The following is a 14,612-nucleotide window of genomic DNA, read 5'->3' as shown; positions in this document are numbered from 1 at the left end:
GATGGCTGCGGATCTTACGGAAAAAGTCGGAAGATACCAGAAACTGCTCCGGGCAGCTCTCGACGACGTGAAAAAGACCACCCCGGAAGGCACGCACATGAACAGGGTAGCCGACGACTACCTGAACATGGCCAGGTGCTATTACGACGACGGCAGCAACTTCATAAAGGAGAACGACCCGGTCAACGCTCTCGTCTGTTTCAGCTATGGTCACGCGTGGCTGGACGCGGGTGTGCGCCTGGGGGTATTCGCAGTGACAAACAGAGAGCTGTTCGCAGCGTAGAGTCCCGGAAAAATTAAATACCCTGACCATGTTTCTATATCCCCGATCAAAGTCAGTATGCGATGTATTAAATCATCGTAGAGCGTACAACTCATATCCAATGAATAGGATCACAGAGGCGCCCGTATTTTTGGTGCGAGACTGGTTGGAAAGTAATAGTGAGGTATAAAGATGCCAAATTATAAAGTAGTCCTTGAGGCGGCCTGGATTGTGAAGGACGCCAAATCCGTCGACGACGCGATGAGCGTAGCTATTTCAGAGGCTGGAAAGAGGCTTAACGCAGCTAAGATGGACTTTGTAGAAGTGGAGGTCGGCGGCACGTTCTGCCCCTTTTGTGGAGAGCCTTTCGACAGCGTGTTCGTAGTTGCCGGCACAGGCATAGTAGGGCTCCTCCTTGAGATGAAAGTGTTCAACGCTGAGTCAAAGGAGCACGCAGAGCGCATCGCCCGTAAGGGTATTGGCAAAGCGCTCAGAGACGTGCCCCTGAAGGTGGTAGACATCACCGAAGCAGAGTAGAACAGAATAATAGAATAGAGTGAACTAAGCAGGAGCGAGTCTGGTACGGCCAACGGATACTTTTCACGTTCTGCCATCGCCCAGCGCGTGACGCGGCTCAGGCGAAAGAAAAAACGCCGGAAAGGAATGGAAGAGCAGCTGGCAAGCTATGCTGACTATATCTTCGAGGCCCCGGACTGGAAACTATCGTTTGCCGCAATAGTCCTCCTGGCAGTAATTGTCGGAGCAGTATCGTTCCCGGGCTCCTGGAAGGCTGACGTTTTCCAGGGTATCGTGCTCCTCGGCGTACCGGCAGTACTTGCGGCTATCGTGACCAAGCCTATATCGGAGGTCTTCGGCAGAAACATGACCTATAACCGGTCCATGTTGATTGCCCTGATTTCCCTGGTCGTCGTATGCGTCGCCAGCCTGATCATGGGCCTGTACTCTTACGTCACGAGCACGCCCTATAATTACACTGGCTTAGCGCTAAGCATGTCGCTGATCTTCGCACTGCGGATACTGATCCTGCTGGGAATCTCCATCAACAGCCTGCCAAAAGTGCTGATACCGGCCTCTATCCAGACGCTGCTCGGCGGGGTTCTGCTGGTATACTATGTCAAGGATTTTGAGGTCGCCTTCGACCTGATGGTTTCGAGCGTCATTTTCGTATCCGCTGCAGTCGTCTTCGTCAAGTACGTAGACTATCCCATGGTCAAATCGTTCGGTGTCAGCAGCTTCGACTTTGTCCAGGATTTCATCGCCCACATCACCGAAGGCTCCCAGGACATGGAGGATTTCTTCGAGAAGATCGGCGAGTCCATCGACGCTCCCGTCAGTGTAGTAGCCTTTAAGCGTGCCGACGGCACGAACAAGGCCATTATCATTACGCCATACGTCCACCCGGGCCCCATGGGTGAAATAGGCGGAGGCAACCTGCCTGCGGTTATCGCGGCCGCTTTCCCGGGAAATGTTGTGCTGGTACCGCACGGAACGGCATCCCACGACTTTAATCCCGTTACGACAGAAGAATCGGTAAAGGTCATAGATGCTGCCAAAAAGGCGCTCGCCCGGATCACATACACCGAGACTGCCACGAAGTCGATCAGGAAGAGCGTAGGCGACTGCAATGTCCTCGGCCAGCGGTTCGGGGACTCGGTCTTCCTGGTATCGACCCGGGCGCCTATGACTACGGATGATATAGAGTTCTCGGTAGGCTTCACCGCGATGGCAGAAGCCAGAGTAGCCGGGTCGAGGTATGCGACCATCATCGACGCTCACAACTGTATGGAGCCCCTGGCAACCCCTATCGAGCCCGGAACCCGGGACTCGTACAACATCATCCGGGCAGCAGCCAATACTTCTAAACACCTGTTATCGTCTAATGTCGATAAGCTCCGGGTGGGAGTGGCCAGTTCGCCGCCCATATGCACGAGGCTGGAGGGCATGGGAGACCTGGGCATCTGTGTGGCGATCGTCGAAACCCAGGGCCAGCGGACCGCCTACATCGTCATAGACGGCAACAACATGATCACCGGGCTGCGGGAAAAGATCATAGAAAAATTGCCGGTGGACGAGGCTGAGGTCATGACTACGGATACTCACGTCGTCAACACTCTCTCGGGAGTCAACTATGTAGGCCAGAACCTTGACTGCGACGTGCTGATAGCAAAGATCGCCGAACTTGTAGACAAAGCTATCTCAGACCTCGAGCCAGTCAGCGTGGGCATGGAGATCGAGATAGCGGAGGATATCCGTGTATTCGGCTCGCACAAGATCGCCAAGCTCGCCAGCACGGCTAACGCCATGGTCGCCATGGCAGGCGCCTTTGCGGCTGCAGTCATCGTGGCCGCGCTCTCGCTGACCGTTCTGATCCTCACCTTCGTCAAGTTTTAGAGCCTCAATATTTATTGCGGGAAAGCAAAAGACAGGAGATTGGAGAAGAGATGGACCGGATGACGGAGATCCTGTGCAGGATAGACGATGTGCTCAAATGTCCAAGATGTGATCTATCACTTTCGAGGACCAACGTAGTCATCGGATCAGGGCCCCTCGATGCCAGGATCATGCTGATCGGCGAAGCCCCCGGGAGGAACGAGGATAAGCAGGGCAAGCCTTTCGTCGGTGCGGCTGGCAAGGTGCTCAACCTGGTACTGGAAAGCGCCGGCATCCGCAGAGATGACGTATACATAGCCAACGTAGTAAAGTGTCGGCCGCCGGAAAACAGGGTCCCGAAGAAAGACGAGATAGAAGCCTGCAGCGTCTACCTGAAAAAGCAGCTCGAAGTCATATCCCCAAAAGTCGTCGTCCTGCTCGGCAAGACAGCAGCCGAATCGTACCTCGGCCGCAAAGTTGTCATGGGGGAAGAGCACGGCAAGCCTTTCAAGCACGAAGACAGGACTGTGGTGATCACCTACCACCCTGCCGCCATCATCTATAACAGAAAGCTCAAGGATGCTCTAGAGTCCGATTTTAAGGTTATCAGGAAAGCTGCTCTTGAATAAAGGTAATAAGCAGTTAATTTTCACCTTTATTGATTATTGCAATATCAGCATTTTGTTGGATGGGGCTGACAGTCTGCGGTTGTACGCTGCGGTCCGGCTGGACTTTTTTGACCAGTACTGTCTGTATCGGGTAGGGGATCTCTATGCCCTCGGCTTCGAACTGCTTGAGTATCTGGCGGTAGATCCTGTCAGGGATTTCCCAGCTTTTTCGGAAGTTTTCGACAGGCACCAGCATCAACAGCTTTACCGCGGAGTCACCCAGCTCGGTCACGTGTACGGTGGGTGCAGGATCCCCCAGTACACCATCAGTTGCAAGGGCGATCTCTTTCATGATTTTCGCCGCCTTGCCGATGTCGGCATCGTAGGATACGCCTACTTTTATCTCGAAGACAGAATGGGTGTCCGGCTGTGAATAGTTCATTACTCTGGAGTTGGCGATTTTGGTGTTAGGCACGATGATAAACCGGTTATCGACTGTGCGTATTTTAGTGCTCCGTAGGCCTATCTCGATGACGTCGCCCGAGTCTGTGCCCTGGATGTTCACCCGGTCGCCTACTTTGTAAGGCCTGTCGCTGAGGATGGCTACTGAGCCGAAAAAGTTGGATAAAAGCTCTTTGGCGGCAAGAGCTACAGCTACTCCGACGATTCCCAGCCCGGTGATCAGAGGAGTTATTTCGATGATGTGCAGCTGCTCCAGCGCCACGAGCAGGGAGATGATGGAAATGACAGCCCACGCGACTTTTTGCAGGAACGGTATGAAAGAGTCATCGAAGTCAGAGTCAGTTTTCGGGGCGATGTCATTACGGTACCAGTTGAGCAGCGCGTTGACGAGGTTGGCTAACAGATAGGCTGCTATGAAGATTACGGCCACGAGCAACAGCCTGTCGATCCAGAAATTAAACACCCCTGAGAGGGATTCGATGGTGAGAAGTGAGACATAGATGCCCATTACGATGATGAAATATTGCAGAGGACCATTAACGGCCTCGATGATCTCGTCATCCAGCGTCGTCTCAGTCTTCGAGACTATATAAGGCGCTATGCTCTTTATGAAATAATTGACCGCTTTTGCCAGCAAGACTGAAGCGAGTAGCAGTATAACCGCCAGCAGTATATCTGTATATAGTTTGCTGAACCCCGTAGCCACCATGAGCTGCTGCTCGATGCCGGCCATATAAGAAATGTTCAACACCGCTGAGGAGTTACCGCTCATCGGGTACTATGATGAACATGATGATACTTAAAACTAGTGATGTATAGCGGGCGATATTGAGGTAATCGATTAACAGGATCACATAAAGAAAAGATGACAGGGCCGGATCCGCGGTTGCTGCCCGGCATGCAGGTAGGCAGGCAGATGGCCTGGTGATCTATTTATCTGACAGCAGGTACTTCCAGCCGGTTTTCCTCCAGCGCTTTGACGCCCGGCAACTGCTTGCCCGAGATGAACTCGAGAGTGGCTCCGCCGCCGGTGGAGACATGTGTCATCTGATCTGCCACGCCCAGCCGGGTCACGGCCTCGACAGTAGAGCCCCCGCCGACTACTTTGACTGCGTCGAGCCTTGCGATCGTGCTGGCAATTTCTCTGGTCCCCGTAGCAAACTGCTCTACTTCGAATACGCCCATTGGCCCATTCCAGAAGACCGTTTTACAGCCACTTAACGCACCGGTGTACTCTGCGATAGTCTGCGGGCCGATATCCCCGATGAACCAGCCGTCAGGTATGTCACTGACTGATACAGTCCTGGACTCGGAGGTGCCGTCCAGGCTGGGCGAAACGACCACATCTGTCGGCAATAGTAGCCTGACGTCGTGGGACTTCGCCTGTTCGGACAGATCTCTTACGTATTGTATCTTGTCGTCCTCTACCAGTGACTTGCCGACCCGGTTGCCCCGGCTCTTCAGGAAGGTGGCAGTCATGCCTCCGCCGATGATCAGCACATCAACGTCTGGAACAATATTATCCAGTACGTCCAGCTTATCGCTGACTTTTGCTCCGCCGATCACGGCGGCAAAGGGCCTTTCAGGCTTCTCGAGCAGGCCGCCGAGGGAAGTCACTTCCTTTTCCATGAGGAAACCGGCGACCGACGGGAGATAGTTTGTGACACCCACGACTGAGGCGTGAGCCCTGTGGCTCGCTCCGAACGCGTCGTTGACGAAAACATCGGCCAGCCTTGCCAGGCCTTTTGCGAACTCGGGATCATTCTTCTCCTCCCCCGGGTAGAACCGCAAATTTTCCAGGAGCACTACGTCTCCATCATTCATGGAGGAAACTACTTTCTCGACTTCGGGGCCGACGCACTCTTTCAAGGACTTGACAGGCTGACCCAGTAGCTCAGATAATCGCCTGGCCACTGGTGTCATCCTTAATGTTTCGTCGATCTTACCCTTTGGCCGTCCTAAATGAGAGCAGATAATGACTTTTGCATGATGATCAAGCAGGTACCTGATCGTCGGCAGGCAAACCCGGATACGAGTATCGTCCCTGATACCCCCTCCGCTCTTCTCCATCGGCACGTTAAAGTCCACTCTCAGGAGGACTCTTTTTGAGGTGACATCGATATCATTCACGGTCTTAATCGGCATTTCAATCCCCTAGCCTTTTCGATGAGCCGAATATTCAAATTAACAGACGTAAAAAGCAGCAAATACGGCCTGATTCTGAGTTCAGCACTTATAAACAGGGACAAATACATATTTACAGCAGGTAAAGGACTGAGCACTTGTACATACGATCGCTAGATACAATAGGGCCTCGAACCGCACGAGATAAAACCGGAATCAGGAGTAGGTTATTCAAAAAAAGTACTGGAGGATGGTCGCTTACCTAACCGATCATATACCAGATTTCAGACATATTTCTGAACCGGTTTGCCGGCATATGCTCCAGCGCCTGTACTACTTCTGCGGTTGCATTGTGTGCTTTTGCCCACTCGACGCACGTTTTCTTATCTGCGGGAAAACACATCCCCCTCATCGCTCTGGATACATCTTTTACTGATACCATATTGCCACCATTCCGGATGCCAGAAGCTCTGGAGGCTCACACACCCCTGGCATTCCCGTTTTTTCTAATATTGCAGGGTCACTCTTGTCATAAGCGGACATAAAAAAGATCCACGAAGACGGCGAATTGAACGTGCGTACTCGAATATAAAGCGGAATTATATATTGTTGTATCCACTCGCGCTACAGCTCCATTTTATCTATTATCGAGCGCAGTGCGGCAGATCTCCCGCGCATAGATACGGTAAGGTCAAGTAAGCACCTGATCCTTTCGAACCCGCCTGTATCGGGAATTGCTGCCATGTAGCGGTCCTGTAGCTCTCTGGCCGCCCTCGCAGTCTCTGGTGCATAACGCTCTATCTTACTAAACGGACAATTTTTCTTATGTGCTATAGCCCCCATCAGCCGGGCTTTCTCCTCTGGCCGCTGGTTGAGAAGCTGCAACACCATGTTCTCGCCAAACCCTTCTCGATCATCCTTACAGATGTCCCCGACGTCATCGTGCACCTGCAGGACCATGCCGACGTTCCAGAAAGCGGTTTCGACAGCTCTTGCCCGGTCCGAAGGGACGTCGTGGATCACGTTGAACAGCTCGGCCGTCACCCTGCACAGCTCCCCGGCAGTCTCCTCCCGGATATGGAGCGCGTCGTCGAAGCCGATAGCATTAAGGCTTCTGAAGCGGACAAAAGCAGACAATAGCCTGTCGGCAGATGCGCAGATCGCACGCTTAATTTTCTTTTGTCTGGGAACGTCGTAGTGCTCGATAGACCCGAACATCTCTTTTCTCCGCTCCCACAATTCGTCACCTTTTGTAAAACGTAAAGAAGGGCGCTGCTTGTGCTTGTTTTCGGGCGCGTCGAGGTAATCGTCCATCGTGTTCATGTAGCCGATGAAATGCTTTACGACGACTATAGAGCCGGGGTCAAACTTTTTCCGGTCGACGCCGGATGTCAAAAGCCACAGGTCGGTAATGGCATTCAGCATAATTCCGTAGCCGATCTTCGTGTAAATAGGCAGGTAGGGCTTGAGGTCCATGGTTTTCCATCTGAGAGGGAGTTCTACCACATAGCCGGCCATGTCTAAGGCGGTACGGAGATACAAGGATAATTTGACGGGCTTTTCCGGGACCGGGACACTGTCCTGATGCTTGCCGATGGCAGCGACTGCTGATTTGACTCCGGAGGGAGATTCATTTAAGGTTGAGACGGGTTCGAGACTCGAGCCTTGCATCAGAGACAAAACCATGATTTTTAAAACTGATAGTCCCAACCGGATTCGAACCGGTGTCGCCGGATCCAAAGTCCAGCAGGATTGACCTCTACCCCATGGGACTGTTCTGAGATTTGCCGAAGGGCACTTGTTCGTGCCGCTTTATGCCTTTCTGATTATTTAAAGTTTTTCGAGAACAATTTTATCGGCAGCCCTCCTGCATAACGGTAACCGGTCGATATCCAGCCGATTAAATGCCAGAGGACCATAAATTCACCGTTTTATCAAGAATAGATTTAAGTACTACTACTTATTAAATAAAATTAGGGCAAATTTGCCCCGGAACTGGCAATGAGGACAAAATAATCCTCGGGGGGTTGAGGCAGGGGATCAGGAGAAGTTGATCTAACAGCTGGTGATAGTATGGGAATCCTCGATAATATCTTCGGCAATAGACCAAAAGTACCGTCTGCTGACCAGGAGAAGACAATACTCAGCATAGCCGTATTATCCAAGTTCCGAATCAGCAATCCATACTCTCTTTTGCAGCAGATCATCGAAGAGCAGTGCTCTCACGGGTACAGAATCGACGAGAACATCACTACCCACGTGATACCTGTGGGCACGCTGGTGCATGATCCTGAGTACGATAAGGCGCGAGTTGCGAAGCTCTTTCCGGACGCCGATCCGGAGGATATCTTCAGCAGGTCTGTAGTAAAGCCCTTCCAGGCCGCAGACGGGAACTTCGGGAAATATTACATCATCTTTAAAAACAGCTCCCGGTGAACTCAGAAGTTGTCAGGGCAGCTAGCGATTTCTTAATATTTGAAAAAGCCCCTCTTAGCCTGCGACGTCATTCAAGCAGGTGAAGGCTAATGGACTACGAGGAGCTTTTAGTCTACCTTAAAGAGCTGAATATCCAGATCGTGCCCACAGAAGAAGCCCGTGTCAGGGGCTATGATCTTGAAACTTATAAAAAGCTGGCAAAGCGCACCGAAACTATCGACTACGACTGCGATTTCCGCAACGGCATCTGCAAGGGCATGCTGCTCGGCGGAGGCGGGTGCTGCCACCAGTGCGCGGTCGGTTTCGGCTACTGGCGCAAGGAGGGGCCGGCGCTGGACGAGGCTTCAGTGCGGGCAATGGCCGGGTACTTCGACGCTCAGACAGGCTTCATGCGGCCTGGCATAGGGTGCGTATTGCCGAGAGAGTTCCGTAGCCCGACCTGCCTGTACGTCTTCTGCTCTGAGGACGAGATGTCTGAAGAGGACCGGGAGGTTCTGTACAGAATACAGTTCGGGGCCAGCTGGTCCAAAAGGTGAGCTCTGTCACAAGTTATATATAGAACTCTTAAACTAGAGCAGTAAGGAGTTTAGCCGATTATCGTTTTAATATATACTTTTTAACTGGTACTTTTTTCGGGTACTTTTTAATCAGTATTACAAGTAACGGCGGTTGAAAATTATGGTACAACAACAAGGCAATCCCCAATACATAATTATGAAAGAAGGCTCCAGCAGGACAAGGGGCCGGGACGCTCAGGGAATGAACCTCATGGCCGCGAGAGCCGTGGCTGAGGCGGTCAGGACCACGCTGGGCCCGAAGGGCATGGACAAGATGCTCGTAGACTCGACGGGCGACGTCATCATCACGAACGACGGCGTCACCATTCTTAAGGAAATGGACATCGAGCACCCTGCAGCCAAGATGATCGTTGAGATCGCCAAGACCCAGGACAATGAGGTCGGCGACGGCACCACCACCGCCGTCATTATCGCAGGCGAACTGCTCAAGAAGGCTGAAGACCTTTTAGACATGGACATCCACCCGACAGTCATCACAACGGGTTACAGGCAGGCAGCCTCGAAGGCAATTGAGGTACTGAACTCACTCGCCTACCCGGTGACCATCAAGGATGAAGAGCTGCTCAAGAAGTTCGCGATCACCGCCATGACCGGCAAGAGCCCGGAGTTCGTGGGCGATAAGCTCGCAGACCTCATTGTCAAGTCTGTCAAGGCAGTCGTCGACGAGAACGGCAAAGTCAACGTGGACGACATCAAGGTCGAGAAGAAAGTCGGCGGCTCCATCGGCGACTCCGAATTAATCCAGGGCCTGGTCATCGACAAGGAACGCATCCACCCGAACATGCCGAAGACCGTCAAGAACGCAAAGATTGCGCTCCTCGACACTGCGCTTGAGATCCAGAAGACCGAGATAGACGCCAAGATCGGAATTACGACACCTGATCAGCTTCAGAGCTTCCTCGACCAGGAAGAGAAGATGCTCAAGGACATGGTCCAGAAGATCAAGAAGGTCGGCGCAAACGTCGTGTTCTGCCAGAAGGGCGTTGACGACCTCGTCCAGCACTACCTCGCTAAGGCTGGCATTATGGCAGCCCGCAGAGTGAAGGAGTCCGACCTCAAGCTACTGGCAAAGGCAACCGGTGCTAAAGTCAGCACCAGCATCGATGAGCTGAGCAAGGATGACCTGGGCGCAGCAGGCCTCGTGGAAGAGCGCAAGATCGGCGACGAGAACATGATCTTCGTCGAGAAGTGCAAGAACCCCAAAGCAGTCTCCTTCATCCTGAAAGGCAGCACCGAGCACGTAGTAGACGAACTCGACAGGGCGATCCATGACGCACTCAGGGCGGTCGGTACGGTTGTACAGGACAAGAAGTATGTCTCTGGCGGCGGCTCAACTGAAGTCGAGCTCGCGCTCCGGCTCAAGGAGTTTGCCTCTACCGTCGGTGGCAGGGAACAGCTGGCTATCGAGGCGTTCGCAGAGGCTATGGAAGTCATTCCGAGGACCCTCGCAGAGAACGCAGGCCTGGACCCGATCGACACTCTCGTCAGCCTGCGCAGCAAGCACGAAGGCAAGGGCGCCCTGAAGACCGCGGGCATCAACGTCTTCACCGGCGAAGCCGTAGACATGAAGAAGATCGGCGTAATCGAGCCGCTCCGGGTCAAGACCCAGGGCATCAGCGGCGCCGCAGAGGTAGCCGTCATGATCATGAGGATCGACGACGTCCTCGCAGCCTCCAAGCTCTCCGGCGGCGCACCGGGCGGCGGCATGCCCCCAGGAATGCCACCCGGAATGGGCGGCATGGGAATGTAAGGCCAGACCTTACATTCTTATACCTTTTTCTTATTTTTCCACGTTTGTCTCCACCGAGTGACGACTCAGCTTCTGATATGTTTCAAGTGCAGTCTATTAAAGCGCGAACATATACGATTGCTGTGCTGTACCCCGGTTACAGATCGAAATTCGATAGAAATGAGTATGTGAATGTGTTTCGGCGCCAGGCCGCCTTGAATTTAATTCGCAAAGTCACAACGACGCAAAGGCGCAAAGATTATTCAGAGATCCCTTTGCGCCGTTGCGCCCCTGTGCTTTTGCGAATTAAAACCGAGGCCTCTCGGGGCCGAGCCCATTCAATTTTTCAACTCGACACTGATACCGAAAGGTACACAATCCAGAAAACTTAAAAACAAGAAAACGATGAGTGGGCCCGATGAGATTCGAACTCATGGCCTCCGCCATGTCAAGGCGACGTCATAACCAGCTAGACCACGGGCCCATCGCTTTATCCAACAACACTATGCGTTCGCTTTGTGCGTACGCATTGTGCGACCTATACTATACCTATATTACATATAAAGGTTTCGAGCGAGCCCAATGTCATTTATAAAGCCCGCCATACCCCGGATACTCTTATACGTTAGTTTCAGTGCGCTCACTACAAAAGCTATAAAACAGGATGGTATTTAGTGTTATGAGGTACCGCATACGTACGACAGGCTCACTGATATCGCCGGCCGGCTGAAGTCGAGGGAAGAGGCCCGGAGAGAGTACGAGGTCATAGCTGAGGCTGACGATGCGCCCGAAGACGACTTTATGCCATCGTGGCTGTACGATGACGACTTCGAAAGAGGGCTGGAAGTCAAGAAGAAGTATCTGGACCTTTACAGTGGTGTGTCCCTTGAGCAGGCAATTCCTGGCAAGCCTGTATCAAACGAGTTCGGGGAATGCTATGCGATCAGCAGCAAGTCGGAATGCCGCCAGGCCCACATCAGGGGTGATGATGCGAGGCAGGCGCTGCTGTCCCAGTTAAGGCTATTACACGGGATCGGACCTGAGAAAGAAGCTAAGCTGAAGGCGGAGGGACACGAGACGATCGAGGACCTGATCAGCCATCCCCGGTGGGGCAAAAAGGCCCTTGAGTTCGTCGAGCTTGTGGACGCCGGCGATCCGGCCTCGATTCAGCAGGAGATCTGGAAGTGGCTGCCGAAGTCTCACCCGCTGAACCTGTACGTGACCGCATACACGGATATGGAGAGGCTCACGGTCATAGACATAGAAACTCTGGGGCTGTTCTCCCGGCCGATCATCCTGTTCGGAGCCGCATATGTGAGGGATAATCAGATTCACACGGTGCAGTATCTCGCCCGGAGCGTCGAGGAGGAGGCCGCTGCTATAGAGGAGTTCTGCGCTAAAGTCTCGGACGGGCCCATCCTGTCGTACAACGGCAGGTCGTTCGACGTACCATACGTCAACCAGCGCCGGTGGTTTTATGACATGCCCGGGGAGCTTGAGAACGTTCACTTCGACATGCTGCACTTCTCCAGGCGTGTCTTCAAGGATAAAGTCCCGGATGCCCGGCTGGTCACCATCGAAAAGCATCTGTATGGTAAAGACAGACAGGATGACGTGCCGGGCGCCATGGTGCCGGAATTCTACGAGGCGTACCTGAATAAGAACAACCCCGGCCCGCTGGTGCCGATTGTGGAGCACAACAAACAGGATATGATCACGCTGGCCAACATTTTTACCCGCATCTGCGACGAGGAGTGCAACTGCTACCATGTCTGCCGTTGACGAGTTCATCAGAGAGATCAGGGCTTCGGACGACTACGAAGGGCAGATCGTCCACCTGGAGGAGATCGACGCCAGGGAGCCCCAGTACGACGACGTCAACCACATCCTGGATGACAGGCTCCGGGCATATCTCGACGGGGAAAAGATCAGGCTGTACACTCACCAGGCAAAGGCCATTGATCTCGCCCTCGACGGGAAGAACGTGATCGTCAGTACCCCAACGGCTTCCGGTAAAACGCTGGCGTTCAACATCCCGGTATTTCAGGCACTGCTGGAGGACAAGAGGGCGACCGCGCTCTATTTGTACCCGATGAAGGCGCTGTCCAACGATCAGCTCAAGACCTTGCGGCGCATGGATGAAGCGCTGGGTACCAGAGCCATGCCGGCAACCTACGACGGCGATACGCCTCAGTCTGCCCGGACTACCATCAGGGACAAGTCTCGCATCATCGTCAGTAACCCATATGCAATTCACCGCTATTTAGCCTGGAATGACCGGTGGCGAAAATTTTTCTCCGGCCTCAAATACATCATCATAGACGAGGCACACATGTACCGGGGCGTATTCGGCTCCAGCGTAGCAATGCTGCTACGGCGGCTGCTGCGAGTCCTGAAAAGGTACGGTTCCGATCCTCAGTTCATCCTGTCATCTGCGACGATTTCGAATCCGGAAGAGCACTCGAAGAAGCTCACAGGCAAGGACTTTACAGTCGTATCCAGGGATGGCTCGGGCAGAGGGAAAAAGCGTTTCGTGTTCTGGAACCCGCCCGTCATCGGCAATCAGCGAGCCTCTACTCACCAGGAAACGGCCGGCCTCATCACGAAACAGCTTGACCACGGCCTGCAGACGCTCTGCTTTACTAAATCGAGGAGAATGGCGGAGCTGATCGCCATGTGGGCGAGAGACAGGGAGAATGGCCTGTACAGGAATGAGATTATGCCATACAGGGCCGGCTACCTTCCCGAAGACCGGCGCAAGATCGAGGACGACCTGAAGAACGGCAGACTGCGAGCTGTCACCTCGACTAACGCCCTCGAAGTCGGCATCGACATAGGCTCGCTGGACTCTGTGATCATCTCGGGCTATCCGGGTACCCGAATCTCGACCTGGCAGCAGGCGGGCCGGGCGGGCCGTGGCCGGGACGATGCGCTTATCACACTGGTCGCCTTCGACGACCCGATCGACCAGTTCTATATGAAGCACCCGGACCGCTTTTTCGGAGGGAAGAGCGAAGAGGCGATCATTAACCTGCACAACCCGTACATCCTCATGGGGCACCTCATATGTGCCTCGGCTGAAATGCCGCTAACAGCTAACGACTCACTCTATTTCGGGGACATATCCGATATCATCGAGGCGATGGCCTCCTCGGGGCTGCTCAGGAATACGCCGAGAGGATACGTGTACGGCGGGGCTAAGAGCCCATCAGAGATTGTGAGCCTCAACAATATCTCCAGCCGGGCGGTGAATGTGATATGCGACGGGCGGGTGCTCGAGACGCTGGAAGTGGCGAGGGCGTGCTCAGAAGCGCATGAGGGTGCTGTCCTCCTCCACCAGGGCGAGACATACCTGATCGAGAGCCTCGACCTGAACCTCGGAGTAGCAAAGGCCAGACGGCAGAACGTGGACTACTATACCGAGGCCCTGAAGCTGTCGGATGTAAGAATAAAGTCTGAGCGGAGCCACAAGACTGTCAACGGCATCACGGTCTCGGTGGGCGACGTCACTGTCACCGAACAGTATTACGAGTATGCAGTCCGGCGATATGAAAAGCTGGTCGGCTACTTCCCGCTGGACCTGCCCCCGCAGGTCTTCGAATCGGTGGCCGTCTGGTTCACCCTGTCGCCGAAGTACCAGGAGCAGCTGCTGGAGCAGGGGAAAGACTTCGACGGTGGCATCCATGCGGTAGAGCATGGCATGATCGCCATGGCTCCAGTTTATGCGCTGTGTGACAGGTGGGACCTGGGCGGCCTGTCTACGCCCCTGCACCCCGATACCGGTATGCCCACGATCTTTGTTTATGACGGGTACGAAGGAGGCATCGGCATCGCCGAGAAGTGCTACGAGATCTTCCCGGAGCTGGCAAAAGCCACGCTGGAGATGATCCGTGACTGCGAATGCGAGGACGGCTGCCCGGCCTGTATCTACTCCCCCAAGTGCGGCAACAAGAATGCTCCGCTGGATAAGGAGACTGCACTGAAAATTCTCAGATCGATTGTAGAATAACTTACTGAATTAT

At 53.7% G+C, this 14,612-nt stretch carries 13 protein-coding genes and 2 tRNA genes; 9 read left to right on the top strand and 6 right to left on the bottom strand.

Annotated elements, in window-relative coordinates; genetic code table 11:
- Position 1: 1 nt before the first annotated feature.
- The 4 genes from RCI_RS00295 (at position 2) to RCI_RS00280 (ending at position 3,282) form a co-directional block, all read left to right on the top strand.
- Complete coding sequence (locus RCI_RS00295; RefSeq protein WP_012034383.1) at positions 2 to 283, top strand: DUF357 domain-containing protein; 282 nt, start codon at positions 2 to 4, stop codon at positions 281 to 283.
- A 171-nt stretch (positions 284 to 454) separates the two neighbouring features.
- Positions 455 to 799, top strand: a complete 345-nt coding sequence (locus RCI_RS00290) for a DUF555 domain-containing protein (RefSeq protein WP_012034382.1) — start codon at positions 455 to 457, stop codon at positions 797 to 799.
- An 87-nt stretch (positions 800 to 886) separates the two neighbouring features.
- Entirely contained in the window at positions 887 to 2,674 is a 1,788-nt protein-coding gene (locus RCI_RS00285; RefSeq protein ID WP_231844878.1) for a DUF2070 family protein, read from the top strand.
- 50 nt (positions 2,675 to 2,724) lie between these two features.
- Positions 2,725 to 3,282, top strand: a complete 558-nt coding sequence (locus RCI_RS00280) for a uracil-DNA glycosylase (RefSeq protein ID WP_012034380.1) — start codon at positions 2,725 to 2,727, stop codon at positions 3,280 to 3,282.
- A 13-nt stretch (positions 3,283 to 3,295) separates the two neighbouring features.
- Here the strand turns inward: RCI_RS00280 and RCI_RS00275 are convergent, their stop codons facing one another.
- The 5 genes from RCI_RS00275 to RCI_RS00255 form a co-directional block, all read right to left on the bottom strand.
- Positions 3,296 to 4,495 (bottom strand): mechanosensitive ion channel family protein, encoded by a 1,200-nt coding sequence (locus RCI_RS00275; RefSeq protein WP_148266448.1) that lies wholly within the window; start codon positions 4,493 to 4,495, stop codon positions 3,296 to 3,298.
- A gap of 161 nt (positions 4,496 to 4,656) precedes the next feature.
- The gene (locus RCI_RS00270; RefSeq protein ID WP_012034378.1) at positions 4,657 to 5,868 is read right to left on the bottom strand and encodes a phosphoglycerate kinase; all 1,212 of its coding nucleotides are present in this window, start codon (positions 5,866 to 5,868) and stop codon (positions 4,657 to 4,659) included.
- A gap of 241 nt (positions 5,869 to 6,109) precedes the next feature.
- Positions 6,110 to 6,289, bottom strand: a complete 180-nt coding sequence (locus RCI_RS17595; protein ID WP_048197721.1) for a DUF2795 domain-containing protein — start codon at positions 6,287 to 6,289, stop codon at positions 6,110 to 6,112.
- A gap of 182 nt (positions 6,290 to 6,471) precedes the next feature.
- A complete protein-coding gene (locus tag RCI_RS00260; protein ID WP_158308833.1) occupies positions 6,472 to 7,353 on the bottom strand; it encodes a hypothetical protein in 882 nt (293 codons plus the stop codon).
- Between the two features lie 195 nt (positions 7,354 to 7,548).
- Positions 7,549 to 7,621, bottom strand: a tRNA-Gln gene (locus RCI_RS00255).
- A 299-nt stretch (positions 7,622 to 7,920) separates the two neighbouring features.
- Here RCI_RS00255 and RCI_RS00250 point away from each other — a divergent pair.
- The 3 genes from RCI_RS00250 (at position 7,921) to thsA (ending at position 10,611) form a co-directional block, all read left to right on the top strand.
- On the top strand, positions 7,921 to 8,283 hold the full coding sequence (locus RCI_RS00250; RefSeq protein ID WP_012034376.1) for a hypothetical protein: 363 nt from the start codon (positions 7,921 to 7,923) through the stop codon (positions 8,281 to 8,283).
- Positions 8,284 to 8,372: 89 nt separating this feature from the next.
- Entirely contained in the window at positions 8,373 to 8,819 is a 447-nt protein-coding gene (locus RCI_RS00245; protein WP_012034375.1) for a hypothetical protein, read from the top strand.
- 142 nt (positions 8,820 to 8,961) lie between these two features.
- Positions 8,962 to 10,611, top strand: coding sequence for a thermosome subunit alpha (thsA, locus tag RCI_RS00240; RefSeq protein ID WP_012034374.1), 1,650 nt, complete (start codon positions 8,962 to 8,964; stop codon positions 10,609 to 10,611).
- Between the two features lie 389 nt (positions 10,612 to 11,000).
- Here the strand turns inward: thsA and RCI_RS00235 are convergent.
- Positions 11,001 to 11,074: transfer RNA gene (locus tag RCI_RS00235), tRNA-Val, on the bottom strand.
- 317 nt (positions 11,075 to 11,391) lie between these two features.
- Here RCI_RS00235 and RCI_RS00230 point away from each other — a divergent pair.
- Together RCI_RS00230 and RCI_RS00225 are read left to right on the top strand one after the other, a co-directional pair.
- Complete coding sequence (locus RCI_RS00230) at positions 11,392 to 12,372, top strand: ribonuclease H-like domain-containing protein (RefSeq protein ID WP_012034373.1); 981 nt, start codon at positions 11,392 to 11,394, stop codon at positions 12,370 to 12,372.
- Complete coding sequence (locus tag RCI_RS00225; protein ID WP_012034372.1) at positions 12,359 to 14,599, top strand: DEAD/DEAH box helicase; 2,241 nt, start codon at positions 12,359 to 12,361, stop codon at positions 14,597 to 14,599. The genes RCI_RS00230 and RCI_RS00225 overlap by 14 nt, the downstream gene beginning before the upstream one ends.
- Positions 14,600 to 14,612 lie beyond the last annotated feature (13 nt).

It is taken from the genome of Methanocella arvoryzae MRE50 (assembly GCF_000063445.1).
GTDB classification, from domain to species: domain Archaea; phylum Halobacteriota; class Methanocellia; order Methanocellales; family Methanocellaceae; genus Methanocella_A; species Methanocella_A arvoryzae.
This window is presented reverse-complemented; position numbering and strand designations above follow the sequence as displayed.